The 25,031-nt window shown below is 61.3% G+C and carries 28 protein-coding genes; 8 read left to right on the forward strand and 20 right to left on the reverse strand.

The genetic code is table 11. The annotated features are described in order from the left end of the window. Positions 1–5 precede the first annotated feature (5 nt). From ETHHA_RS10520 to ETHHA_RS15920, 3 genes are all read right to left on the reverse strand, one after another. Complete coding sequence (locus ETHHA_RS10520; RefSeq protein ID WP_013485961.1) at positions 6–686, reverse strand: GTP-binding protein; 681 nt, start codon at positions 684–686, stop codon at positions 6–8. Between the two features lie 178 nt (positions 687–864). Continuing rightward, positions 865–1,356: a superoxide dismutase family protein gene (locus ETHHA_RS10525; RefSeq protein ID WP_013485962.1), complete on the reverse strand. Its 492-nt coding sequence runs from the start codon at positions 1,354–1,356 to the stop codon at positions 865–867. A gap of 56 nt (positions 1,357–1,412) precedes the next feature. After that, on the reverse strand, positions 1,413–1,796 hold the full coding sequence (locus tag ETHHA_RS15920; protein ID WP_159033370.1) for a hypothetical protein: 384 nt from the start codon (positions 1,794–1,796) through the stop codon (positions 1,413–1,415). A 75-nt stretch (positions 1,797–1,871) separates the two neighbouring features. Between ETHHA_RS15920 and ETHHA_RS15925 the strand changes: the two genes are divergently transcribed. From ETHHA_RS15925 to ETHHA_RS15625, 3 genes are all read left to right on the forward strand, one after another. Next, positions 1,872–2,741, forward strand: coding sequence for a polysaccharide deacetylase family protein (locus ETHHA_RS15925; protein ID WP_049776603.1), 870 nt, complete (start codon positions 1,872–1,874; stop codon positions 2,739–2,741). 119 nt (positions 2,742–2,860) lie between these two features. Beyond that, complete coding sequence (locus ETHHA_RS10535; protein WP_013485964.1) at positions 2,861–3,382, forward strand: hypothetical protein; 522 nt, start codon at positions 2,861–2,863, stop codon at positions 3,380–3,382. Between the two features lie 110 nt (positions 3,383–3,492). Beyond that, entirely contained in the window at positions 3,493–3,687 is a 195-nt protein-coding gene (locus tag ETHHA_RS15625) for a hypothetical protein (protein ID WP_156793976.1), read from the forward strand. Between the two features lie 75 nt (positions 3,688–3,762). Here the strand turns inward: ETHHA_RS15625 and ETHHA_RS10545 are convergent, their stop codons facing one another. Then, entirely contained in the window at positions 3,763–5,061 is a 1,299-nt protein-coding gene (locus ETHHA_RS10545) for an MFS transporter (RefSeq protein ID WP_013485966.1), read from the reverse strand. 288 nt (positions 5,062–5,349) lie between these two features. Here ETHHA_RS10545 and folE point away from each other — a divergent pair, with 288 nt between their 5' ends. The 5 genes from folE to ETHHA_RS10570 are packed head-to-tail and all read left to right on the forward strand — an operon-like array spanning position 5,350 to position 9,206. Beyond that, positions 5,350–5,919, forward strand: a complete 570-nt coding sequence (folE, locus tag ETHHA_RS10550) for a GTP cyclohydrolase I FolE (protein ID WP_013485967.1) — start codon at positions 5,350–5,352, stop codon at positions 5,917–5,919. A 17-nt stretch (positions 5,920–5,936) separates the two neighbouring features. Beyond that, positions 5,937–7,136 carry a dihydropteroate synthase gene (gene folP, locus ETHHA_RS10555; RefSeq protein ID WP_013485968.1) on the forward strand — a complete coding sequence of 400 codons (1,200 nt, stop codon included), beginning with the start codon at positions 5,937–5,939 and terminating at the stop codon, positions 7,134–7,136. Then, on the forward strand, positions 7,129–7,494 hold the full coding sequence (folB, locus tag ETHHA_RS10560) for a dihydroneopterin aldolase (protein WP_013485969.1): 366 nt from the start codon (positions 7,129–7,131) through the stop codon (positions 7,492–7,494). The genes folP and folB overlap by 8 nt, the downstream gene beginning before the upstream one ends. After that, positions 7,463–7,978 (forward strand): 2-amino-4-hydroxy-6-hydroxymethyldihydropteridine diphosphokinase, encoded by a 516-nt coding sequence (gene folK / locus ETHHA_RS10565; RefSeq protein WP_423219391.1) that lies wholly within the window; start codon positions 7,463–7,465, stop codon positions 7,976–7,978. The genes folB and folK overlap by 32 nt, the downstream gene beginning before the upstream one ends. Position 7,979: 1 nt before the next feature. After that, positions 7,980–9,206, forward strand: a complete 1,227-nt coding sequence (locus ETHHA_RS10570) for an MFS transporter (protein WP_423219393.1) — start codon at positions 7,980–7,982, stop codon at positions 9,204–9,206. Between the two features lie 187 nt (positions 9,207–9,393). On the opposite strand, the gene ETHHA_RS15630 is transcribed toward ETHHA_RS10570, so the two are convergent. From ETHHA_RS15630 to ETHHA_RS10645, 16 genes are all read right to left on the reverse strand, one after another. Further along, positions 9,394–9,537, reverse strand: coding sequence for a hypothetical protein (locus ETHHA_RS15630; protein WP_013485972.1), 144 nt, complete (start codon positions 9,535–9,537; stop codon positions 9,394–9,396). A 240-nt stretch (positions 9,538–9,777) separates the two neighbouring features. Then, positions 9,778–10,437, reverse strand: coding sequence for a thiamine diphosphokinase (locus ETHHA_RS10575; RefSeq protein ID WP_013485973.1), 660 nt, complete (start codon positions 10,435–10,437; stop codon positions 9,778–9,780). Then, positions 10,434–11,360 (reverse strand): ribosome small subunit-dependent GTPase A, encoded by a 927-nt coding sequence (rsgA, locus tag ETHHA_RS10580; protein WP_013485974.1) that lies wholly within the window; start codon positions 11,358–11,360, stop codon positions 10,434–10,436. Before rsgA ends, ETHHA_RS10575 begins: the two co-directional genes overlap by 4 nt. Further along, positions 11,357–13,348, reverse strand: coding sequence for a Stk1 family PASTA domain-containing Ser/Thr kinase (pknB, locus tag ETHHA_RS10585; RefSeq protein ID WP_013485975.1), 1,992 nt, complete (start codon positions 13,346–13,348; stop codon positions 11,357–11,359). The genes rsgA and pknB overlap by 4 nt, the downstream gene beginning before the upstream one ends. A 5-nt stretch (positions 13,349–13,353) precedes the next feature. After that, a complete protein-coding gene (locus ETHHA_RS10590) occupies positions 13,354–14,094 on the reverse strand; it encodes a Stp1/IreP family PP2C-type Ser/Thr phosphatase (protein WP_013485976.1) in 741 nt (246 codons plus the stop codon). An 18-nt stretch (positions 14,095–14,112) separates the two neighbouring features. Continuing rightward, on the reverse strand, positions 14,113–15,141 hold the full coding sequence (rlmN, locus tag ETHHA_RS10595; RefSeq protein ID WP_013485977.1) for a dual-specificity RNA methyltransferase RlmN: 1,029 nt from the start codon (positions 15,139–15,141) through the stop codon (positions 14,113–14,115). A gap of 31 nt (positions 15,142–15,172) precedes the next feature. Further along, positions 15,173–16,483: a 16S rRNA (cytosine(967)-C(5))-methyltransferase RsmB gene (rsmB, locus tag ETHHA_RS10600; RefSeq protein WP_013485978.1), complete on the reverse strand. Its 1,311-nt coding sequence runs from the start codon at positions 16,481–16,483 to the stop codon at positions 15,173–15,175. A 3-nt stretch (positions 16,484–16,486) separates the two neighbouring features. Continuing rightward, positions 16,487–17,416: a methionyl-tRNA formyltransferase gene (gene fmt, locus ETHHA_RS10605; protein WP_013485979.1), complete on the reverse strand. Its 930-nt coding sequence runs from the start codon at positions 17,414–17,416 to the stop codon at positions 16,487–16,489. 207 nt (positions 17,417–17,623) lie between these two features. Then, positions 17,624–18,106, reverse strand: coding sequence for a peptide deformylase (def, locus tag ETHHA_RS10610; RefSeq protein WP_013485980.1), 483 nt, complete (start codon positions 18,104–18,106; stop codon positions 17,624–17,626). Positions 18,107–18,130: 24 nt separating this feature from the next. Beyond that, positions 18,131–20,572: a replication restart helicase PriA gene (gene priA / locus ETHHA_RS10615; protein ID WP_013485981.1), complete on the reverse strand. Its 2,442-nt coding sequence runs from the start codon at positions 20,570–20,572 to the stop codon at positions 18,131–18,133. A 27-nt stretch (positions 20,573–20,599) separates the two neighbouring features. Continuing rightward, positions 20,600–20,920 (reverse strand): DNA-directed RNA polymerase subunit omega, encoded by a 321-nt coding sequence (locus ETHHA_RS15265; protein ID WP_013485982.1) that lies wholly within the window; start codon positions 20,918–20,920, stop codon positions 20,600–20,602. A gap of 119 nt (positions 20,921–21,039) precedes the next feature. After that, positions 21,040–21,636, reverse strand: a complete 597-nt coding sequence (gene gmk, locus ETHHA_RS10625) for a guanylate kinase (RefSeq protein WP_013485983.1) — start codon at positions 21,634–21,636, stop codon at positions 21,040–21,042. After that, entirely contained in the window at positions 21,629–21,925 is a 297-nt protein-coding gene (remA, locus tag ETHHA_RS10630) for an extracellular matrix/biofilm regulator RemA (RefSeq protein ID WP_013485984.1), read from the reverse strand. The genes gmk and remA overlap by 8 nt, the downstream gene beginning before the upstream one ends. A gap of 57 nt (positions 21,926–21,982) precedes the next feature. Next, positions 21,983–22,861 (reverse strand): YicC/YloC family endoribonuclease, encoded by an 879-nt coding sequence (locus tag ETHHA_RS10635; protein WP_013485985.1) that lies wholly within the window; start codon positions 22,859–22,861, stop codon positions 21,983–21,985. 140 nt (positions 22,862–23,001) lie between these two features. Continuing rightward, a complete protein-coding gene (locus ETHHA_RS10640; protein WP_013485986.1) occupies positions 23,002–23,733 on the reverse strand; it encodes a pseudouridine synthase in 732 nt (243 codons plus the stop codon). A gap of 74 nt (positions 23,734–23,807) precedes the next feature. Beyond that, positions 23,808–24,977, reverse strand: a complete 1,170-nt coding sequence (locus ETHHA_RS10645) for a D-alanyl-D-alanine carboxypeptidase family protein (protein ID WP_013485987.1) — start codon at positions 24,975–24,977, stop codon at positions 23,808–23,810. Between the last annotated feature and the right edge of the window lie 54 nt (positions 24,978–25,031).

Raw genomic sequence — 25,031 nt, forward strand, 5'->3', positions numbered from 1 at the left:
CGCCCTCACAGCTTCATTTTTTTTACGTTGCCCATCTGGTACTCGGCCCCGATGCGCGTCTGCCCCAGGCAATAGGAACAGAGCGCGGCAGGCATGGTGAAGCGCAGGCGCTTCTGCTCGAGTGTGTCGGTGCCGGGTGCGGCGGCGAACAGCTTGGCAAGGTCGAAAGCGCCCTGCCCGCTGATGCCGTTGACGAACACGATCCGCGCACGCGGATTGGACTGCCGCACCTTGAACGCGAACACCTCGCGCTCAGCCTGAGACACGATATCCCCTTTCGTCACCACCACGACATCGGCAAACTTGAGCATAGGGCCGATCTTGTGCGGAGTATTCACGCCCGATAGATTGTCGATGACGCAGACGGCCGTGAGGTCGCGGATATGCGGCGAACAGCGGTTGCACAGCCCGGCGCTCTCGCTGATGAGCATGTCCAGCCCCTCGCGGATGCCCCAGTCCAGGCAGTCTTCGATGTTGCTGATGAAAAAGTGATCCGGGCAGAGCCCGCCGGAAAGGCCGACCTTGACCGGCACGCCCCGCTTCTCATACAGTTCGTCGTCGAATGTCGACAGGCAGTCGAATTTGACGACGCCGACCCGGTGCGTATCCCGGAGCAGCTCAATGGTGCGCAGGATCACCGAGGTCTTACCGGATGACGGCGGTCCCGAAACGGTAATGAGTTTCACCGTGCATTCCCCCCTTTGGCAGACCTGTTTGGCAGGTATCCGCAGCCCGAAACGGCCCGCAGATTTAAAAAAAGGGCAAACCCCCGCCGATGCTCCGGGCGGATGTTTGACCTCTTTGTCTCTGTTTTCTGTTGCTTTTTACTCTACCATAAAGCGGGAGAAAATGCAAGCCGGGTGATTACCGCGCGGCGATCACCCCGCAGGCGATCTTCGGCCCGGCGTTGCCCGAAGGCTGCGTGGTGAAATCGTCCGGGTTCAGGTGGATGACTACCGACCGGCCGATGACCTGCCGCACCGTGAAACGGCTGGTGAAAAAGCTGAGGTAGGCGGCGCCGTTCTCCGTTTCGAGCAGCGGCGGAAAATCACCCGCATGAAACGGATGCGGCGTGTTGCCCGGATTGAAATGCCCGCCCGTCTGCGGGAAATAATCCGCCGGGTTGACGCCGGGATTGCCGCAGGGGCCCTCATGCAGGTGGAACGCGAAAAATCCGGTAGGTGTCTTCGGCAGGCCGTGGATGTGCGCATCCACCGCCACGCCTCCGGGCCGTTGCGTAAACTGCACCCTGCCGCGCAGCCCCGCATAAGCCGGCCCGCCCGCCACCATGGCCACGGCCACATCGGGCAGCCGGGGCGCGGCCGCCTGCACCTCCAGATAGGGGTATGTATCCATTCCATCCATCTCCCATTCCAAAATTGCCGCAGGGCGCCCCTGCGTTTGGCCCTTGTTCAAAAAAGAATAACCCAACGGTTTTTCGGGATAAACTGCCGGCCCGCGGGGCAAAAGCGCAGGAACGTTTGCAGCATGCAGGGAGGCATTTCAGCCGAAGCAGAGGAGGCGCTTCTATCTCGCAACAAGACCGGTTCCATACGCTGACAGTCTATGCCATAGAAATCAAAAGGTGCATTTTTCCAAAGAGGGCGGTTGAAAAAAAGAACAGGAAAAAGCAAATGCGATTTTTTCATCGGACAAAACCAAAATCGGCGCCAATCTCCGGCAGGCCCGCAAGGATTTTGGCAAAACCGGATGGCATGAAGCGCCGCAAATTTCAAAACAGCAACTTTTTCAGCACGCCCCAAAGGAAATGCCGCCAGCTTTTGACGCTCATGCATCCGGCAAAACCGCACATGCTAAACGTGGTTCCCCCGACAGGGAATCGACCAATCAGGAAAGCTGGTGCTGCTTTCATGCGGCTGTTTCAAAAAAAAACATGGATGGTCCTGCTCACGGGGCTGGCGGCTTTTTGCCTCTGCACGCTGGGCGGGTACGCCCTTTCCTATAAAAAAAGCGTGCCGGCGCAGCCGCGCGGCGCGGTCGTCCCCATCATCATGTACCATGAGGTGAAAACGAGCAAATTTCACAAACTTGCCGTTTCGCAGGCCGAACTGGCTTCCGACCTCGCCTGGCTGCGCCGGGAAGGCTATACCACCGTGACCATGCAGAATCTCATCCGTTATACGCACGGGGAGGAAGATCTCCCCCCCAAGCCCATCGTGCTCACGTTCGACGACGGGTATCTCAACAACTACGCCTACGCCTTCCCGGTGCTGAAGCAATACGGCGACAAAGCCGTCCTCTCTATCATTGCCAAAAACACCGACGATTTCACCCGTGTGCCCGACCAAAACATGAATTACGCGCATATGACCTGGAATCAGGTGCGGGAGGTTCAGGACGCGGGTGTATTCGAGATCCAGAACCATACCTATGACCTGCACGCCATGGGCAAAAAACGGTTCGGCTGCAAAAAACTGCCCGGCGAATCGCTGGAAGCCTACACGCGCGTGCTCACCGAGGATCTTACCAGATGTCAGGATGAAATCACCGCGCAGACGGGCGCGACGCCGACGACCTTCACCTACCCATACGGCAATGTCAGCAAAGAATCGCTGCCCATCATCCGCGCGATGGGATTTCAGGCCAGCCTGTCCTGCGACTACGGCATCAACGTACTGCCGCGCGACACCGAAAGCCTGTTCGTGCTCAAGCGTGTTTCCCGTTTCCACAACGTAAGCCTGCAAAAAACGCTTGCGAAAGCCCTGAAAACGCTCAAATAGCGCTTCTCTCCGGCATACGCACTCTTCAACAGTCATATATCCGGCGGCATACCCATAAACATGCGACGGTATCCTTTTTACCATGTGCGCGATCTATGACATCAGGAAAGGCGGTCATTATGCCCCAACCCCCAAAACACGTCTCTGTTCTCAAACACATCGGTTCGGTCATCACGGACACCCTGCTGGGAAAAATCGTAACCGTTGCCATCGCCGGCGGTGTGGCGGCCATCGGCGGCGTGCTGGCTTCCCATAACGGAAAAACGACATCCACTGCCGCTTCCGCTTCGTTGTTTTCCTCCGCATCCGCTATTTCCTCTTCTTTTTCCTCTCCGTCCTCATCTGTGTACGGGAGCGAACGCGCAACAGCAGGAAACGGCGGCAGGCAAACGGCCGACGATGACACCTCTTCGGCATCGTACGGCGGCACCTCCGATAATGGGCTTGATGCCGCGTCCGGGATGCCGGACGGCACGTCTTACGCGGGCAACGCCGCATCCGGGAACGGTGTGAGCAGCCGAATGGAAAGTTCCGCCTTTTCTTCCGAAACCGGGCCGTCTTCTTCCGGCGCGGCGGAAACCGCCGGCGTTTCATCCGCAGATTCCGGTTCTGTGTCCGGCGCGTCGTCCGTCGTTTCCTGATGTACGCAGCCCTTGAACAAATCACCCCCGCAGGCCGGAAACCGGCCTGCGGGGGTGATGCGGTCCATATAAAAAATCCGAATATCACGGTCTCGGCGGATGCGGCGGCCGTGGTGGATACGGCGGTCTTGGGGAGCCAGGCGGATGCGGCGGCCGTGGTGGATACGGCGGTCTTGGGGAGCCAGGCGGATGCGGCGGCCGTGGTGGATACGGCGGTCTCGGGGGGCCGGGCGGATGCGGCGGCATGGGCGGGCGCGGCCGGGCAGGCGGCCACGGGCGGTGTGGCGGGAACCACCACCAGATAAATGGTCTGCGCATAGTCATACACCTCTGCTATATCCTATGCGCGACCAAACGGAATGGACAAAGGCCGGCGGGGATTATTCCGCTTCCGTGGGTACCGGGGCGGCCTGCACGCCGGTCGTTTTTCCTTTTGACGCCGTATCGATGTTGGGAACGAAACGCAACAGGAGGATAAACCCGACGGCGAAGAGCACGTCGATGCTGGCCACGCCGTAGCGCGAGCTGCCGGTGAGCAACGTGAACAGGGAGAGCATCAGCGGGCCAAGGATGGCCGAATACCGTGCCAGCACGTTAAAAAAGCCGAAATACTCGTTGTTGCGGTTTTTGTCCGGGATCATCCGCCCGAAATAGGACCGGGAGAGCGCCTGGATGGTACCCAGCACCAGGCCGGTGGCGATGGCCATCACCCAGAACTGCCATGCGGACTTCAGAAACAGCGCGTAGGTGCAGATGGCGGTGAACACGCCGATAGCGATGAGCAGCACGTTCTTGGTGGTCACCCGTCTTGCAATCCGCTCAAACAGCAGCACCGACGGCGCCGCGATGATCTGCGTGACCAGAAGCGCCAGCGCCATGGTCGTCACCGAGATACCCACGTCATATCCGAAGTCCGACGTCATGGAGATCATGGTGTTCACGCCGTCGATGTAGAAGAAATAGGCCAGCAGGAAAAAGCCCATGTTTTTTTCCCGCACGATCTTTTTCAGCGTGGCCCAGATGCTGCCGAACGACTGGGAAACCAGATGGGCGGGCCGGTCCTCTCGCCCGTAAAGCTGCCGCACGTTGCGCAGAAACGGGATAGTAAACACCAGCCACCACACCAGCGTGATGCCGATGGAGATCTTGATGGCCGTGATGGCGGTGATGCCAAACGGCAGCGTGCCATACAGTACGATGCCCACGAGATACGGCAGGCAGCGCCCCGCATAGCCCACGGCAAAGCCCATTGAGGAAAGCAGGTTCATTTTTTCATTGGTCGTCACGTCCACCAGATAGGCGTCGTAGACGATGTTGGTGCCGGAATAGCCGATGGCGCAGAGAAAGTTGACCAGCAGCAGGATGGTGTAATTGTTGGTGAGCAGCATGGCCCCCAGCGAACAAAGCGCCACCACAAAGAAAAAGATGAACATCTGCCGTTTCTTCCCTTTAAAATCGGCGATGGCGCCCAGCACCGGCGCCAGCAACGCCAGCGCCAGTGTGGAAAAGGACTGCAAATAACCCCAGTGGGCGGTCGTCAGCGCGTTGCTCAGTCCGTCCGGTTTTCCCGCCAGTTTCATCAGGATGGGCAAAAACGCCGTGGACAAGATCGCAAACGCCGAAAACGCCACGTCATAAAGCGCCCAGCTCCATTCCACCTTATTCAGTTTCTGTTTCATCGTCCGAATCGCTCCCGTTCTCCTGCAATAGTCATCCGCTATATTCCACATATTTTTTTCAATATACAATACATCCGGCCGCGGCACCATCATATTCTTGTAAAAAATAAAAGGCTTTTTTCGCCGTGCCGGGTCACAGGAAGGCGGATTTTCGCCTTTTTACGGCATTTCCGTCGGTATTTTCCCTTGAAATGTAGGCATAGACGGGTTAAAATGACAGGAGCGGCCGCATATGCAGATGGGGCAGCCCGCCTGATGACGCGGTCAAAACGATTTGGAGCAGGATACATGGTAGATAAAGAAAGAGCCGCGCGAGCCATTCGGGAGCTGCTGGCGGCGGTGGGCGAAAACCCCGACCGTCCCGGCCTGCAAGAGACCCCCGAACGGGTCGCGCGGATGTATGAGGAACTGTTCGCGGGTTTGGAACGCGACCCGCTTGAGGATGTCAAACTGTTCGGGGAGGGACTGCCCGACGAGCTGGTCGTGGTGCGGGACATCCCCTTTTATTCGATGTGCGAGCATCATCTGCTCCCGTTCTACGGCCAGGCACACATCGCCTATCTGCCGCGGGACGGGCGCATCCTCGGCCTAAGCAAGCTGGCGCGCATCGTGGACACGCTGGCGCGCAAACCCCAGTTGCAGGAGCGGCTGACCACCGAGATCGCCGACGCCGTGGAACGCGCCGCCACGACGCGCGGCGTGGCGGTGGTGGTGGTAGCGGAACACCTGTGCATGACCATGCGCGGCATCAAAAAGCCGGGTGCCAAAACCGTCACCTCCCGGTCCATCGGCGAGCTGAAAACGGACGCTGCCCTGCGCGCTGAAGCCGCCGCATTGCTCAAGCCATACACCAGATAAAGGGAGGCGCGCAGACCATGTGGAATGCCCGGATCGTCCCCATCCGCTCAATGTGCGAGGCGGTGGAGGAAGTAAAAAAAATCAACGTGCACAGCGCGGCGGTGGAACTGCTCGCCGTCAAAGCGCTGCACCTTTGCGTCCGGCTCGAACACGTCACGCCGTTCGCAGCCAACATCCTCAAGCAGGAAATGCTCGGCAAAGGCGGCGACGCCGCCGTGAGCAAGGGCGTGGCCGATTTCAAAGACGAATACTCCGACGTGCTGCTGATGGGCACTGCGGCGCAGTTCCGCCGCCTGCTCGTCAAGCTGGAAATGCAGCAGGGCTCACTGGCCGAAATCGGTCGCGAGGTCGGCGCAGTGCTCACGCATGCTCTTACGCGCGAACCTCGCACGTTTCACTGCCGGGGCTACGACCTGCCGCTCGGGCAAAAGACCTATGTGATGGGCATTCTGAACGTCACGCCCGACTCTTTTTCGGACGGCGGTTCCTATGCCGACGCGGACGAAGCGGTGGATCGCGCCTGTCAGATGATTAAGGACGGGGCGGACATCATCGACATCGGCGGCGAATCCTCCCGCCCGGGCTACGCGCCCGTTCCCGCCGAAGAAGAGGCCGCGCGCGTGCTGCCGGTCATCCGGCGGCTGAAAGCCTCGGTGAGCGTTCCCGTTTCCATCGACACCATGAAGGCCGCCGTGGCCCGGCAGGCGCTGGAAGCGGGCGCAGATATCGTCAACGACATCTGGGGCTTCCAGCGCGACCCGGATATGGCGCGCACGGCCGCCGCATACGACGCGGGCGCGGTGCTCATGCACAACCAGGACGGCACCGCCTACCGTGACTTCATGGGCGACATGCTCACCTTCCTGCGCGAAAGCATCCGGCTGGCCAAAAATGCCGGCCTGCCGGACGCGAACCTCTCGGTAGACCCGGGCATCGGCTTTGGCAAGGACCTTGCGCAGAACATCGAATCCATGCGCAGGCTGCCGGAGTTGCAGGCGCTTGGCTATCCGGTGCTGCTCGGCACCTCGCGCAAATCGCTCATTGGCAAAACATTGGACCTGCCGGCGGACGAGCGGGTGGAAGGCACGGCGGCCACCGTTGCGTTCGGCATCGAACGGGGCGTGGATTTCGTGCGGGTGCATGACGTAAAGGAGATGGCGCGGGTCTGCAAAATGACCGACGCGCTGGTGCGCACGCCGGAGGAGATACATGGATAAAATTCTGCTGCAGGGCGTGGAAATATCCGGCCGGCACGGTGTAAACCCTGAGGAAAAGGCCGCCGAACAGCCATTCCTTTTTGATGTGGAGCTGGCGGCCGACCTTTCCGCCGCCTGCCGCACCGACGACCTCGCGGACACGGTGAGCTACGCCGCCGTCAACAAGCTGTTGATCCGCATCGTGCGGGAGCAGTCGTTTGATCTCATCGAGCGGCTGGCAGAGGTGCTTTGCGGGGCCATTCTGGAATATTTTCCCATGGTACAGTCGGTGCGGCTGCGTGTGAAAAAGCCGCGGGCCCCCATGCGGGGCACATTCGAATGGGTAGGTGTGGAGATTGAACGTTCCCGTCGCGCATGACGTATACATCGCGCTCGGCTCCAACATGGGTGACCGCGCCGGGTATCTGGAAGCCGCCAGGAAAAAAATAGCAGAATCCGGTATCCGGCTGACTGCGGTGTCCGGCATCTACGAGACCGCCCCCGTGGGCTACACCGAGCAGCCGGCGTTTCTCAACCAGGTCTGCCGGGCATGCACCGCGCTGGAACCGCAGTCCTTGCTCGAAACCTTGCAGCGGATCGAAACCGCGCTGGCAAGACGGCGCATCGTCCACTGGGGGCCGCGCACCATCGACCTTGACCTGCTGCTGTATGACGATTTGCACATGCAAACCGAAACGCTGACCCTCCCGCACCCGCGCATGTTTGAGCGGGCGTTCGTGCTTGTGCCGCTGCGGGACGTCTGGCCCGCGGCAGAAATCGCGGGCAAACCGCCGGCGGAATGGATCGCGTCCTGCGCGGACAAAAACGGCGTGCGGCCTTACGCGCCGCCGTCCAAAAAGTGAGATGACAGATTTGCAGTACATACAAATCGGGACAAAAGAGGCGCAGCGCGCTTCGTTGGGCGTGCTGGTGGGCAGCACCATCACCTATGCCGTGATGTACAGCCCACAGCCGCTTATCAGTCTGTATTCAAAAGAATACCATATCCCGCCCGCCACAGCCAGCCTGTCCATTTCGCTCACGTCGGTCGCGCTTGCGGTCAGCCTGCTGTTCATCACCATGTTCGCGGGGGGATTCGACCGCAAGCGCTTCATGAGCGTTTCATTGCTGCTCACGTCGGGCATGACGGTCGCCGCCGCATTTTTGCAGAATTTTTCGGCCTTTCTGGTCGTGCGTCTTTTAGAAGGGATTTCCATCGCCGGGTTCCCGTCCATTGCCATGGCTTATCTGAACGAAGAATTTTCTCCGCGCGACATCGGCAGGGTCATCGGCTACTACGTGGCGGGCACGGCGACGGGCGGCCTGATCGGCCGGCTCATCATCGGTATCCTTACCGAACACACCAACTGGCACATCGCATTCGGGATACAGGGCGCGGTCAGCTTGGCGGGCGCGGTGTGGTTCTGGCGGTTTTTGCCGGATTCGCGTAATTTCAAAAAACAGTGTATCTCGATTTCCAACTGGCTGGCCAGCGTGAAAAAGACCCTCTGCAACCTCCACCTTTGGCCCATGTATATCGCCGCGTTTCTGCTGATGGGCGGATACACCGCCGTGCTCGACTACATCGGCTATCCGCTCATGCACGCGCCCTACAACCTCAGCCAGACGGCGTTTGGCTTTCTGTTCGTCGTCAATCTGTGCGGCATTTTCAGTTCGGTGCTGTTCGGGCAGATGGCAGACCGCTATTCGCGCCGCAATGTGCTGGCGCTGGCCATCGGCGTCTTTATCGCGGGCGTGCTGCTCACCCTCTACCCCAACCTGGTCGTCAAGATCGCCGGGGTGGCGCTGGTCTCGTTTGGCTTTATGGCGGGGCATTCGGTCGCAAGCGGCTGGACCGGCCTGCTGGCGGAACACAGCTGCAAAGGGCAGGCCGCCTCGTTTTATCTGCTGTTCTATTACATCGGTGCCAGCCTGGTGGGATGGTCGGGCGGATTTTTCCTTGACCGCAGCGGATGGCAGGGCCTGTGCGGCTATATCACCCTGCTGCTCCTTGCCGCTTTTTGTGCCGCGTGTCGGCCGTGGCGCTGGATACACCGCGCGAACGGATCGGCTTTCCACCGGCACGCCTGACTCAACCGCACACGTCACAAAGGCCGGGGCCCCTTTGGGGGCCCCGGCCTTTGTGACGCACTATATGTACTCACTCGCCCTGCCGAATACCAAACAAAAGGCGCAGCAGCCCTTTGAGGAAGCGCGGGCTCTTCCAAACGACAACTTTCATATCCAATCCCTCCGTATCTGCCGGTGCCGCGCGGCATCAGCATTTGCTGCAAAAAACGCCCACCACGATCAAGGCGACCGCCAGCAAAACGACCGTCAGCTCCACGGGCAGGACAAAGGCCATCAGCACACCGACCCCGAGAAAAACCGCCCCAAGGGCTTTTTGGCACCGTCTGTTCATGTGTCTCCCACTCAATCAGACGGCATATGGTATGGCATGATTGCATTGCGGCTATGCCCTGCCGTCACCACCACTATATGTTCCGGACAGGAAAGGCGTGCATATCAACCGGATGGTTTTTCTACGGTTCTCCATAAAAGAGGAAACCAAGATTCGCACGAATCTTTTGGACCTATAAGGATGAGAAGGAAAGTAGGCTGCTCCGTTCCCGATGACAGCGAGGATGCGGAGGACGGGAAATCAACCAAGATGTCTGCTATTCAGCGGGAGACCGCAGGATTTGGGGCAGAGCATGATGAGCAGCGCTCCGCGTTTCACCGAGATCACGGCCTGCTCGTCGCGAAATTCATTGCTCACACCCAGCGGATCGGCGGTGCGCAGGCAGGCGTCCGTCAGTCCATATTTCATTCCGGTTTCGTTCACGCCATCCGCCGGCCCGTCAAACGGAAAGACCGACACATAATAGTCCTCGCGCTTTTTCAGGCGCAGCGAGCCGTTTTTCACCACATGGATTTCCACGCCGCCGTCCGCAATCGTACCGGAAGCGCCGTGCTCGGCCAGATAGAGCAGCGCGCACAGATTGGCATAGGCATGATCCGGGCGGCCACCCCATGCGCCAAGCAGCAAAAAAGAACGATACCCCATTACCAGCGCGCGCTTGACGGCCAGCATGGTGTCGGTATCGTCCTTTTCAGGCGGAAAACGTTCCGCCGGCACGCCCTCCGGAAGACGCTCCACGGAATCCAGATCGCCCAGCACCCGCTGCGGGCGCACGCCCAACCGACGGGCGTTATCGGCACCGCCGTCCGCACAGAGGATATAATCGTCCGGCCGCACCAGGCGCCGGAGCGCGGGGATATCCTGCATCGGCCCTGCGGCGATCAAGAGGCATCTGCTCATTTTTTCAATTCCCAGTCCTTGATGTCTTTCACCGCTTCGTACATCGCGCAATAGCTTGCGTGGCGGGATGCGGCGATCTCCCCCCGCTCCACGGCCGCGCGCACCGCGCAACCGTCCTCGCGCACATGCGCGCACCCACGGTAGCGGCAGCCATCCAGATACGGCGCAAACTCCCGGAAGGCAAAAGGCAACTGCTCCTTGCGGATGAGCACCGCGCCCGCCACGTCCAGCGCCGAGAAGCCCGGCGTATCGGCCATATACCCCTCTTGGGAGATACCGTAATCCGCCATGCGGAACAGCTCCACCGTGCGGGTAGTGTGGCGGCCGCGCCCCAGCCTGCGGCTGACATCACCCACCTGCAACGACAGAGCCGGTGCGATACGGTTGAGCAGGCTGGACTTGCCCACCCCGGAATTGCCCGTGAACGCACAGACGCCTTGCAGCGCGTCGCGCACCGCGGTCACGCCCTGCCCCGTCATGCTGGACACCACAAAGGCGGCAAAGCCCGCCTTGCGGTAAATATCCGCCAGCTCGTCCACCGGCGCAAGGTCGCACTTGGTAAAGATGAACGCCGGCTCGATCCCGGCCGTTTCGGCCAGCGCCGAGAGTTTATCAATGGCAAACGTATCCGACTGCGGCGACGCCGCAGCCGACACGATGAACAGCCGGTCCAGATTGGCGAGCGGCGGGCGCACCAGCGCGTTGCGGCGCGGCAGGATTTCTTCAACCGTGCCCTCGCCCGCCTGTTCGTCCTGCACGGAAAACCGCACCCGGTCGCCCACCAGAGGCGTCATCTTCTCCTTGCGAAAAATGCCGCGCGCACGGCAGGCCACCGTGTGCTTCGCATCCCGCACGTAATAGAACCCGCCCGTCGCGCGGACGATCAGACCTTCGTAGAGTTCTATAGCGGCATTTTCCATCATTTGCGCCCACGGGAGGAATGATAGGTGTTTGTCGTGGTGGTTGTCGTACTGGTTGTCGTGCTGGATGTGCTGGACGTACTAGCTGTGCTGGACGTACTAGATACACTGCTCGTTGCCGGACCGAGGCTCACCACTAAATCCACATGCTTGTTGTCCGATTCCGTTTGTTGGCTGATGACATCTCCCTGCGCCACCGTGCTGTTATTGGCATATGTCACATTGCCAAGCGAGTATCCATTATTCTGAAGATCACTCGTTGCTTTGCTTATCGATTCACCGACCACATTCGGGGCCGATGGTGTACCGCTGCTCACCACCAGATTGACCGCCGTGTTCTGCGGAATCTGCGTGTTGGCCTTCTGGTCCTGCGAGATAACGGTGCCGGCGGCAACCGTCGAACTGCTCTGCTGTGTCACATTGCCCAGCTTCAACCCGGCGTTTTCCAGCGCGGTCTTGGCCGCATCCTGCGTCATGCCCACCACGTTCGGCACCGTCTCATTGACGACGACCGGCCCGAGGCTGATATAGAGCGTGACACTCGAGCCGGAATTGACCTGCGTGCCCGCCACCGGGTCGGTCTTGACGACCGAGCCTTTTGCCACGCTGTCGTCATTAATCGACTGGATGGTGTATTGCAGCCCGTTCGCGGTGAGCTGCGCCACCGCGTCGGCCTGGGCCAAATTGGTCACATCCGGCACGGTGACCTGCTTCGGCCCCAGGCTGACCACCACCGAGACCTGCGCGTTTTTCTTCACGTCTGCATTGGCTTTCGGGTTTTGAGACAGAATCTGCCCGGCCGGTGCGGTGTTGTCGTACTGCGTGTTGGACTTGACGATCTGCAGCTCTTTGCCATACTGCTGCACCACCGTATCGTACTGCTGGCCCACGAGATTGGGCACCTTGACATCCGGGGTGGCGCTATGCGGAAAGATACCGAACACATACATCATGATGCCGATGATGACCGCCGCGATGAGGATAAACACGATGGCGATCTTGGACAGCAGACTGATATAGGATTTATTCTTTTTGGCCGCCTCTTTTTTGGGAGCGACTTCCGGCTGTTTTTCCGGCTCCGGTTCCCCCTTGACCTTTTTCACTGCGTCATAATACCGGGTGGGGCTGTCGTCCACAAAATATTTATATGCAAAATGGATGCTGGGGTTTTGCTTGAACGCGTTGATATCAGCCAGCATGGCCGCCGCGGAGACATACCGCCTGGCGGGCTCCTTCTGCATGGCGCGCAGCGTGATCTCCTCCAGCCCCTCCGGGATATCGGGGTTGAGCTCGCGCGGGCGGCGGGGATCGGTCTGCATCTGCATGATGGCGACCGACACGGCGTTTTCCGAGTCAAACGGCAGCTTGCCGGTGAGCATCTCATACAGCATGACGCCCAGCGAGTAGATGTCGGATTTTTCATCCGTGCGACTGCCGCTGGCCTGCTCCGGGCTGATGTAATGCACCGAGCCGATGGCTTTGTCGGTCATGGTGCGGGTTTCACTGTTGGCCATGCGCGCGATGCCGAAATCGGCCACCTTGATGGTGCCGTCCTCCAGCATCATGATGTTCTGCGGCTTGATGTCCCGGTGCACGATGCCCTTTTCATGCGCATGCTGCAGCGCGCGCAGAATCTGCACGGTAAAATGCACGGCCTCTTTCCAGGTGAGCACATGCTGCTGGTCGATGTATTCCTTGAGGGTGATGCCGTCTACATATTCCATGACGATGTACTGCAGGCGCTCATCCAGGCTGACATCGTACACCTTCACGATGTTTGGGTGAGACAGCATGGCAATGGCCTTGGATTCGTTCTTGAACCGGCGTTTGAAATCCTCGTTGGAGAGATATTCGTCTTTGAGCACCTTGACGGCGACCACGCGGTCGTCGATCTCGTCGTAGGCTTTGTAGACAATGGCCATGCCGCCCACGCCGATGACTTCCTGTATGGCGTATCTGCCGTCCAGCTTTCTGCCGATCATGTTTTCCATCCGTTTCACTCCTGGTCGTTCCGGTTGACGATCATAACCACCGTGATATTGTCCGTGCCTCCGTTCTCGTTGGCAAGGGCCGTGAGTTTTTCGGCTGCTGTTTCAGAATCTTCCCGCATGGCCTGCACGAACGATTCGCTTTCCACCAGATTGGAAAGCCCGTCGGAGCAGAGCAGCACACCCGCGCCTTTTGGGAATGGATGGGCGCCGAAGTCAATCTTCAGCGCGGGCTCCACGCCCAGTGCACGTGTGATGATATTTTTATTGGGATGATTACGCGCTTCTTCCGCGGTGATCTCGCCGCTGTCCACCATTTCCTGCACGACGGAGTGGTCGCGCGTGAGTTGTGTGGCCTCCCGGTCGAGCAGATAGGCGCGGCTGTCGCCGGCATGGGCCACAAACAGCAAATCGGCGGTCGCAATGCAGGCGACCACCGTGGTACCCATGCCATACAGGGAAACGTCCTGCCCGGCGCGTGCATACACCTGGGCGTTGGCGTCCATCAGAGCGGAAAAAAGCAGAGCGCGCACCGCTTCGTCGTCCGTCCGGCCATCATACCGGCTTTGGATGCTGTGCTCGATCGAACGCACCGCCATGCTGCTGGCCACGCTGCCGCCGTTCGCGCCGCCCATACCGTCGCAGACAACGGCCCAAACCGCGCCGCCAGGCAGTTGCCCATAGGCATAATCATCCTGATTGGTTTTCCGCACTTTCCCGACATCCGTTTTGCCGATGAGTTGCAACAAAGGTGTCCCTCCCTTTTGTCACCGCGCCGCCTGCCTGAGCTGCCCGCAGGAAGCCTGGATATCCGCGCCCAGCGTGCGCCGCACGGTGACTGTCAGCCCGAATCCCGCCAGGAGGCGGCGAAACCGCTCCACTTTTTCAGCCGGGCTTTTCTGATAGCTTCTTTCTTTCACGGGATTGGCCGGGATGAGGTTGACGTGGCAGAGCATTCCGCGCAGGCGCGCCGCTAGTTCTTTGGCGCACGCGGGCGTATCGTTCACCCCGTCAATCATGGCATACTCAAACGAAATACGCCGACCGGTCGCTTCTATATAATCCCGACAGGCGGCCAGGAGCGTGTTCACGCCCCATTTCCGGTTCACCGGCATGATGGAGGAACGGATCGCGTCGTTCGGCGCGTGCAGCGACACCGAAAGCGTCAACTGCAGTTTTTCCTCCATCAGGCGGCGGATACCGTCCACCAGCCCGCAGGTTGAGAGGGACACATGCCGCAGACTCATGTTGAGCCCGCCTTTGCATGAAAGCAGGTGCAGAAATTTTACAACATTCTCATAATTGTCGAGCGGCTCGCCGATGCCCATCAGCACCACATGCGACACCTTGCGCCCCGTATCCTTCGTGACGGCCAGAATCTGGTCGAGCATTTCGGAGGGTGCAAGCGAGCGGTGCAGCCCGCCGAGGGTGGAGGCGCAAAACCCGCAGCCCATCCGGCAGCCCGCCTGCGTGGAGATGCAGACGGAATCGCCGTAGGAATAGCGCATCATCACCGTTTCGACACATTCGCCGTCCGAAAGGGCGAACAGGTACTTCACGGTGCCGTCGAGCACAGATTCCAGCCTGCGCACAGTCTGCACGCGGGTGATGAGCGCATGCTCCTCCAGCACGGCGCGGAACGCCTTGGACTGGTCGGTCATTTCATCAAACGAACCGACCCCGCGGTGCAGCCAGGCAAACACCTGCTTCGCCTTGTAGGCAGGCGCGCCCAGCGCGCGGAAAAACGCGCCGAGTTCTTCGATATCCATTGATTTGAGGTCACGTTTTTCATCCATCGGTTTCGCCTTTATCCGGGTCGCCCAACCGTTACGAACGGCGGAGCAGCTTTGCGATGAAGAAGCCATCCGTCCCATCCGCCTGCGGGAACAGCGTTGCGTTGCCCGCGGGCGCACTGGGGAACGGCACCGGCTCAAACCCGGCGTGCCCGTCCAGAAAACGGCGGACCACCGCTTCGTTTTCGGCGGGGTTAAGCGCGCAGGTGGAATAGACCAGCACGCCCCCCGGTTTGAGGTTCGCTGCGCCATCACAAAGTATATGATACTGTAAATCGGGCAGTCCGTCAAATATTTTGGGGTTTTTGTAGCGGATTTCCGGTTTTCGGCGGATCACGCCCAGCCCGGAGCAGGGCACATCACAGAGCACGCGGTCGGCAGGCGGGAGTGGTTCGCCGCCTGTCGCGTCCCGCACAGACGCTTGCACGATGCCCGAAAGGCCCAGCCACCCAGCGCCTTCCTCAATGAGCCGGACGCGGTGCGCATGCAGGTCGAATGCCCGCACCATTCCCTGCCCGCGCATGTGCAGCGCCAACGTGAAGCTCTTGCCACCCGGCGCGGCGCACAGGTCATACACCGTTTCACCCGGCTGTGGATCGAGCGCGGCGCAGGCCATCTGCGAAGCGATGTCCTGCACAAAAAAACACCCTTCCGTGAACGCGGGCAGCGTGCGCAGATCAGCGGAGTGGGAAAGCAGCAACGCGTCCGGCACCGACGCGTCCGGTGCGGCCTCGATGCCCGCCTCCGCCAGTTCCGCCCGGAGTGCGTCCGGTGTGGTGCGCAGCGTGTTCACCCGCACGGCCAGCGGCGGCACGGCGTTGAGCTGCTCCAGAATCTCCCGTGTCCGCTCCGGCCCATAGGCCTGCCGCCAGAGTGCGATGAGCGCACGCGGGCAGGAATACCGCACCTCCCACGCGCGCAGCACGTCGGCTTCTTCCGAAGGAAACGGCAGTGCACCACGTTTCCTGTCCAGCCCGCGCAGTACACCGTTGACAAACCCGGATGCGTGCCCCAGATGCCGCTTCTTTGCAAGCTGCACGGCTTCGTTCACCGCGGCCCTTGCGGGTATTTTATCCAGATAGCAAAGCTGGTACGCACCCAGCCGCAAAATTGCGCGCAGCACGGGCTGCATCTTCTGCACCGGCCGGCCGGACGCCGTTTCCAGCAAATAGTCCAATGTGATGCGGCGCGCAACCACGCCGTAGACCAACGCGGTGGCAAGCGCCGCGTCCCGTCTGGAAAGCGCCGCCTTTTCCAGTTCGGCGTCCAGCAGCAGGTTGGAATAGGAATCGTCCTGCTCCATACGCAGCAACACCGAAAGCGCGACTTCGCGCGCCTGCGCCACGCCTTACACCCCCATCCGCTCGCCGGGAAGCGGGTGGTGACCGCGCAGGTAGAGTGCGACGTCCATCCGTTTGCCGCCCTGCTCCTGCACCTCCAGCAGACGCACACAGCACCCGTCGCCGCAAAGCACTTCCAGTGTTTCCCCGTCGGGAAACACCGTGCCGGGCACGCCGTTCCGCACGCCGGACAACCGGGTGCTCCACACCTTCAACCCTTTGCCGCGGAAATTTGTATACGCTCCGGGAGCGGGCGAAAGGCCGCGCACCAAGTTATGCGCCGCCGCTGCGGACTTTGCAAAGTCCAGCAGGCCCGTCTCATGCGTGATGCGGGGCGCATAGGTGGCCAGCGCGTCGTCCTGCTTTTCGCGCGGGGCGTTGCCGCTCTCGAGCAGCGGCAGGGTCTCGGACACAAGCCGTGCGCCCACACGCATGAGTTTGTCGTGCAGTTCGCCATAGGTTTCGTCTTCGCCGATGGGCACGGTCCTTTTGAGGATCATGTCGCCGGTATCCAGCCCTTTGGCCATGTGCATCGTGGTCACACCCGTTTCCCGTTCCCCGTTGATGACGGCCCACTGAATGGGCGCGGCCCCGCGGTAGTGCGGCAGAAGCGACGCATGCAGGTTGATGCAGCCGAGCTTCGGGATGTTCAGCACCTTTTCGGGCAAAATCTGCCCATAGGCCACCACCACGATCACCTGCGGCGCCAAATTGAAAATAGTGCGCTGGACGGCCGGGTCTTTGAGTGTGGCGGGCTGAAAAACCGGCGCTCCGATTTCCTCGGCCGCCAGCTTGACGGGCGGGGGCGTCAGGCGCATTTTCCGCCCCTGCGGTTTGTCCGGCTGGGTAAACACGCCGCCGATCTCATGGCCGTCCGCCACGATGCGCCGGAATGTTTCCACAGCAAACGCCGGTGTACCCATAAATACGATACGCATGACAAATCCTCCGTTTTGACAACATCCTCTACCCAACAGAATCCGATGCTTTTGTGGTATAGAGAACCCCCGGCTAACCTCCCTGGCGCATGCAAAACGCCGCGATGGCCACGCATATGCGCCGAGCAGAACACCATGTGCAAAGTGGCCGTGTGGGCTGCGGCATGCACTGCGTTACAAATGCGATGCGGCAAGATTGGGCGCCGCTTATCTCCGCTTCTCCTCTTTTTCCAACTCTTCCGGCGTGAGGATGCGGAGAGCGTGATCGGTGTAGAGCACGCCGTCGAGGTGATCGGTTTCATGACAGAAAGCGCGGGCAAGCAGGCCTTCGCCGGTTTTTTCAAAAAAGTTGCCGTTTCGGTCCTGCGCCCGAATGGTCACTTTGGCGGGGCGCTTGGTAATGCCCCATTTGCCGGGGATGGACAGGCATCCTTCCAGCTCCTGCTGTTCACCCTCGGCAGCGATGATCTCGGGGTTGACAAAATCCACGAACTCGTCACCGATGCGGATGACCACCGCACGCTTCAGGATACCCACCTGCGGCGCGGCCAGGCCGAGTCCGTCGGCCTGCAGCAACGTGTCCCGCATATCGTCCAGCAAAAGATGCAGTTTCTGGTCAAACACCGTGACCACGCGGCTTTTCTTGCGGAGCACATCGTCCCCCACGGTCACGATCTTACGGATCGCCATAGCAGTTTCCTCCCATCAGCCGGGTCACGCGCCGCCCAGCGGATTGATATCCGCAAAGACGGCCATGCCCTGCGCCGGTTTCTGTTTTCCGAATTCAATCAAAAGACCGGACACCAGCGCGCGCAGGCGCCGGTCGTTTTTACACTTGATGATGATCTTATAGCGGTAGCGGTTCTTGACCTTGACCACCGCCGCGGGCGACGGCCCCAGCACCCGCACCGGCATGCCCGAGGCAGGCAGCGCCCGGTGCAACCGCTCTAAGAACGCCCGCGCCAGCACCTGCACCGCGGATTCGTCCCCGCCCGAAAACCCGATCTCGCAGATATCGCAGAACGGCGGGTAGAGCAGCGACTGCCGCAGGGCCATCTCATGCAGATAAAACGCCCCGTAATCCTGCGCGGCGGCCAGCCGGATGGTCTCGTTCTCGGGCGTTTGCGTCTGGATGACCGCCCGGCCGGAAAGCCGCCCCCTGCCCGCCCGGCCCACTACCTGCGTGAGCAGCGAAAACGTGCGCTCAGCCGCGCGGTAATCCCCCGAATAGAGCGACTGGTCGGCCGAGAGCACACCCACCAGCGTGACATTGGGGAAATCTAGCCCTTTGGCCACCATCTGCGTGCCCACGAGCATATCATATTCCCCGCGCCCGAACGCGTCGAACAGGCGCTCGTGCGCAAAACGGCCGGCAGTGGTATCCATGTCCATCCGCAGGATGCGCGCCTGTGGGAAGACCTCCTCCAGCAGGTGCTCGGCCTTCTGCGTGCCCGCACCGGCAAAACGCACCGTGGATGCGCCGCAGGACGGGCAGGACGTGGGGCGCGGCGCGCTGTAGCCGCAGTAGTGGCACATCATCCGCCCGTTGGCGCTGTGGTAGGTGAGCGCAATGCTGCAGTGCGGACAGGTAAACACATGCCCGCAGGACGGGCAGGAAACGAACGTGTTGAAGCCGCGCCGGTTGAGCAGCAATATGGACTGCTCGCCGTTTTCGAGGTTGCGGCGCAGTTCCTGCACCAGCGTGCGGCTGAGCGGGCCGTCGTTGCCTTCCTGCAGTTCCGTTTTCATGTCCACGACCAGCACCGGCGGCATCTGCCCGCCGCCGTAACGCCCCGGCAATTCGAACAGCGCATACCGCCCCGTGCGCGCGGCATAAAAACTCTCGCAGGACGGCGTGGCCGACGCGAGCAACAGCAGCGCCCCGCTCTTGGCACAGCGGAAACGCGCCACATCCCGTGCATGGTAGCGCGGGGAAGACTCGGATTTGTAAGTGTGCTCCTGCTCCTCGTCCATGATGACGGCACCCAGGTGCGCCACCGGAGCGAACACCGCCGATCGCGTGCCCACCACTACATGCGCCTTGCCGTCTTTCACGCGCTGCCATTCGTCCATGCGCTCCCCGGCGGAAAGGCCGCTGTGCAGCACGGCGATGTCTCCGCCGAAGCGGGCGTAAAATCGGGCCACGGCCTGCGGCGTGAGCGCGATCTCCGGCACCAGCACGATCACGTCACGCCCGTCGGCGCGCACGTCTTCGATCAGCCGCAGGAACACCTGTGTTTTTCCGCTTCCGGTCACGCCGTAAAGCAGCGCCGCCGACGCACCCTGCCGGTAGCGCGCCAGCAATCCCTCGTAAGCCCGCTGCTGCGCTTCCGAAAGCACGGGGCGGGCGGCATGCGGCGCGGTCTGCCGCAGCGGGCTGCGGAACACCCGCCGCTCATACACCGCCGCCACGCCCTGTTTTTCGAGGGCACGCACCACCGCACGTGTCACCCCCGCCTGATAACAGAGCGCATGCACCGGCATCTCGCCCGCATCCAGCAACGCCCGGAGCACCGCGCGGCGCTTGGCGGTGAGCATTTTGCCGTCCAGCAAGGCTTTTGCTTCATCCGGTGAAACGGCCAGACGCGCCATCTGTTCTCCGGCGCCCGCAGACTGCGCGGTGCCGTCCTCAGCGAGCAGCAGGCCGCGCTGCACCAGTTCTTCGGGCAGTGCGGCATTCGGCAGGCCCGCTTTCTCCAGCAGTCTGGCCTGCTCCATCGGGCCGCCCGCCAGCAAGGTAAACACCCGCTGCTCCTCGGGCAGGAGCATGGCCAGCGTCTCGGGCGGCAAGGCGGCGGCGCGGTAGGTACGTGTCATCTGCACCTCCGCTCCCACCGGCAGCATCAGCCGCAGCGCCTCGTAGAGCGTGCAGAACGTCTGCGCTTTGATGAAGGCCGCGAGCTCCAGATTCTGCGTATCCAACAGCGGTGCCGGATCGGGCACCGCGAACAGCGCCTTGAGCCGTCCGCCGTCCTGCTGCGCAAGCGATACGATCACGCCACGACGACGGCGGTTCCCCCTGCCGAACGGGACGACCACACGCGCGCCGGGCAGCGCCGCAGCGCGCAGCCCATCCGGCACCGCGTAGGAGAACAGTTTGTCAAAATGGTATGCCACCCCCTCCACGGCAACAAGGGCGACCGTTTGGGTCTGCATGGCACACCTCCCAACTGCGGACGTGGATCAGGACTGCTGTCCGTCCGCCCCATTCTTATCCTGCCGTGCTTCTTCCGCGCGCAGTTTGGCAATAGCATCCTCTTCGGCGCGCAGTTTGGCTTCTTCCTCCGCGTCCGCTTCAGCTTCGGCGTTCAGGTCCGGCTGGAGAATATGGAACTTGCCTTCCATAAATTCCTCCACCGCCATGTCCACCGGGCGTTCATCCGGAATGGTCCCTTCATCGCGCTGTTCCTCCGCGATCTGGCGGGCGCGCTTGGACACCGCGACCACAAACGAATAACAGTTTTCATTGTTGCGGACAATGTCATTGACCGATAACTTCAGCATAAAAAAGCCCCTTCTTTCCCTATATGTCGGATGGGCCGCTGCCGCCCACGGCGGCCGACCCATCTCTTTCTTCATTTTACGGCATGTACCCGCCGGATATGCGAAGGTCCATGCGGTTTTTATGCCAGAAACCCGCCTGTGTAGCGCTGCGAGCGCAGCTTTTCGGCGGTGATGATGCAATCCACATCGCGCGCGGCGCGCTCCACCTCGTCGTTGAGCACGATATAATCGTAGGCGCTCGCCGTCTGGATTTCCGCCTTGGAGGTCTCCAACCGCCTGCGCACCACGTCCTCACTTTCAGTGCCGCGCCCGCGCAGGCGTTTGGCCAGTTCCTCAATGGACGGTGGCATGATGAAGACCAGCGTAGCGTCGGCGCAGTTGTGGCGGACCTTCATGGCGCCCTGCACCTCGATTTCAAGGATCACATCCAGCCCCTGCGCACGTTTGTCTTCCACCGGGCCGCGCGGCGAACCGTAATAATTCTCGCAGTAACGCGCATATTCCAGCATATTGTCCTGCGCGATTTCCTGTTCGAATTCCTCTTTGGAAAGGAAATAATACTGCTCGCCGTCCACTTCGCCCGGACGGGGGGCGCGCGTGGTGGCCGAAATGGAGTAGAACAGACCGGCGCGGCGCCGGAAAAGCTCCTCAATCACCGTGCCTTTTCCGGCGCCGGACGGTCCGGAAACCACAAGCAGCAGCCCGCGTTCAGGCATTTTCATCCTGCTCCCCTTCCGCCGCGTCGGTTTCGGGCGCATCGGCGCCGCCGCGCTCTTCGGAAAGCCGGTTGGCTACCGTTTCGGGCTGCACGGCCGACAGGATGACATGGTCGCTGTCGGTGATGATGACAGCGCGCGTGCGGCGGCCGTAGGTGGCGTCGATAAGCGAGCCGCGCTTGCGCGCATCCTGCACGATGCGCTTGACGGGAGCCGACTCGGGACTGACGATCGCCACCAGGCGGCTGGCCGATACCATGTTGCCGAAACCGATATTGATGAGTTTCATTCCATACCCTCCACATTTCCGCGCACCGAACCGTACGGCGGCGGATTCTCCCCGCCTTTATTCGATGTTCTGGATCTGCTCGCGGATCTTTTCCAATTCGGCCTTGATCTCGACCACCACGCGGGCGGTCTCCACGTCCGAAGCTTTTGAACCGATGGTGTTGGCTTCGCGGTTCATTTCCTGCATAAGGAAATCGAGCTTGCGCCCCACCGGTTCGCCGCCTTCCAGCATAGCGGCGAACTGGGCGAGATGGCTTTTGAGACGCACCGTTTCCTCCGCCACCGAGACCTTGTCCGCATAGATGGCGGCCTCAAGCAAAATACGGTTTTCATCCAGCTTGGCATCCGCCAGCACGTCGCGCATATGTGTGGAGAGCCTGGCCCGGTATTCGGCTACCGTCTGGGGAGAACGCTGCTCCACCTGCTCCACCAGCGAGCGGATGCGTTCCGCGCGCGCGGTGATGTCCGCCTGCAGGCGCGCGCCTTCGGCTTCACGCATCCGCACCAGCCCCTCAAGTGCCGTGTCTGCCGCCTCACGCACGGCCTCCCAGACATCTTCCTCGTTTTCCGGCGCTTTTTCCACCGAGAACAGATCCGCATACCGCGCCACGGTGGAAACCGAAAGATCGTCCTGGAGGTTGAAACGCGCCTGCAGCTCGCGCAACGCGTTTATGTAGCTCGCGGCCAAACGTGTGTTGAGCATCACACTGGTCTGCGCGCCGTTTTCCGGCTCCACGGTGAGCACCGCTTCCACTTTCCCGCGCGTGAGGAACCGCTGCACATAGGTGCGCAGCTTTTCTTCCAGATAGCCGTACAGTCTGGGCACACGAGCGGAAAATTCAAAGAAACGGTGGTTGACCGCCTTGATCTCCAACAGGATTCGGTAGCCGCGCACCGTCTGCTGGACACGGCCGTACCCGGTCATGCTCCGGATCATAACATCACACTTTCACTCTGATAACAACCGGCGGCCACGCGGGCCGCACGGGGGGATCGTACCTTATATTGTAACTTTTTGGCGGCGGCTTGTCAACCAAAACGGTCCAAATCCGGCATTGCGGCCGCTGCGGCCGGGGTTCAATCCCGCAGGCCGGCGGCGCGTTCGAGCGCGCGCACTTCTTTGTCCGTCAGCTCGCGCCACTGGCCGCTGCGCAGTCCCCCCAGCTTCACCGTGCCCACCGCCACGCGGGAAAGCCTGGCGACCTCCAGCCCCAGCGCCTCGCACATGCGGCGGATCTGACGGTTGCGCCCCTCATAGAGCACCAGTTCCAGCACCGAACGGTCGCTGCCGCTGCGCAGCACCGTGACCTTGGCGGGCGCGGTCATACGGCCGTCCAGCTCGATGCCGTTTTGCAGCCTGGCGACCTGCTCCTCCGTCACGCGCGGGCGCACCGACACATGGTAGATTTTCGGCACATGATGACGCGGATGGGTAAGGGCATTAGCAAAGGCGCCGTCGTCGGTGAGCAGCAGCAGGCCCTCGCTGTCCCGATCCAGCCGCCCAATGGGGTAGACACGTGTTTCCACGCCTTTGAGCAGATCGGTGACGCAGCGCCTGTCCAATTCGTCATGCAGCGTGGTCACATACCCGCGCGGCTTGTTTAGCGCTATGTAGACCTTAGGGCTGGGCGCCACGGCGCGGCCGTCCACCGTCACAAGATCTTTGGAGGGGTGCACGCTCTGCCCCAGACGGGCCGGACGGCCGTTGACCTGCACCCGGCCGGCGGTGATCCATATTTCCGCCTTGCGGCGCGAGGTCTCCCCGCATTCCGAAAGGTATTTCTGCAGTCTCATTTCTTTTGCACTCATCCGGCATAACTCCTCGTCGGGCGGGCAGGGCCCGCATATCAACCGTTCTGTAAAGCCGCTTCCTCCGGTGCACATCAGGCCCGGGAAGCGACGCTTTTTTGATTTTTTTGCCCGAACAGCCGCGCAAAAAACGCGCCAACACCCCGGAAAAATGAAACAAACGGATTGGGTCTGGGCGGCGCTTTTGCTACGGCGGCAACCGCCAACAGGTCGCCGTGCGCGATCTCCGCGCCGTCGAGCGTAAAGCGCAGTTCCCCGATCTTCTGCCCGGCGCGAACGGGTGCTTCCACCTTGCCGGGCAGACGCACCTGCATAGCAACCTGACCGGTTTCCTCCGCGCGCAAGGCGGCGGAAACCGCGGGGTCGCACCGCACGGCAACGGTATCCCGCGCTCCGTCCGTCACCCGCACACGGCGCTCCACAGGCGCGGCGAGCAGCGGCCGCGCCTGCAGCTCCGAAAACCCCTGGTCGAGCAGGGCGGCATGGTCGCGCCAGTCGTCCGGGTCGTTCAGCGTGGCCAGCACCAGGGTGACACCGCCGCGTCTGGCGCAGGAAACCAGACAGCGCCCGCTTTTTTTCGTAAAACCGGTCTTGATGCCGATCTCCCCGTCATAGCTGCCCAGCAGACGGTTGTGGTTGATGAGCGTGCGGGCGTTGGCGATGCCGTTATAAGAGACCGTAGCGCGCCTGGTGCCCACGATCTGCGCGAAATCGGGATTTTTCATCGCATATGCGCCCAGCCGAGCCAGGTCGAGCGCGGTGGTATAATGGCCGTCCGCCCCCAGACCGGAGGGATTTGCAAAATGCGTATCATTCAGATGCAGTGCACGCGCCTTGGCGTTCATCTGCGCGGCAAAGCCCTCGACGGAACCGCCCAACAGCATGGCGATGCTGTTGGCCGCGTCGTTGCCGCTCTCGAGCAGCAGGCCGTAGACCAGCGCACGCAGGGTGATGGATTCGTCCGGCTGCAGACCCATGGAGGACCCTTCCACCGTGAGCGCCTCGGGCGGCACGGTGAACGTTTTGTCCAGTTCGCCCGATTCGCAGGCCAGCAGCCCGGTCATGATCTTGGTCGTGCTGGCCATCGGCAGCCGCTCGCCCATATCGGCGCCTGCGATCACGCGGCCGGTCGTCTGCTCCACCAGCGCATACGCCCGCGCCGACACCGCCGCCGCGCGGGCGGACGGCCCGACCGTAACGAACAGCAGCACCGCCGCCAGACAAGCCGCCCATTTCCGCACCACCGCATCCATCCCCCGTTTCTACCGTTGCATGGCGGATATCTTCTCCTAACCATA

Source organism: Ethanoligenens harbinense YUAN-3 (genome assembly GCF_000178115.2).
GTDB classification, from domain to species: Bacteria; Bacillota; Clostridia; order Oscillospirales; family Ethanoligenentaceae; genus Ethanoligenens; species Ethanoligenens harbinense.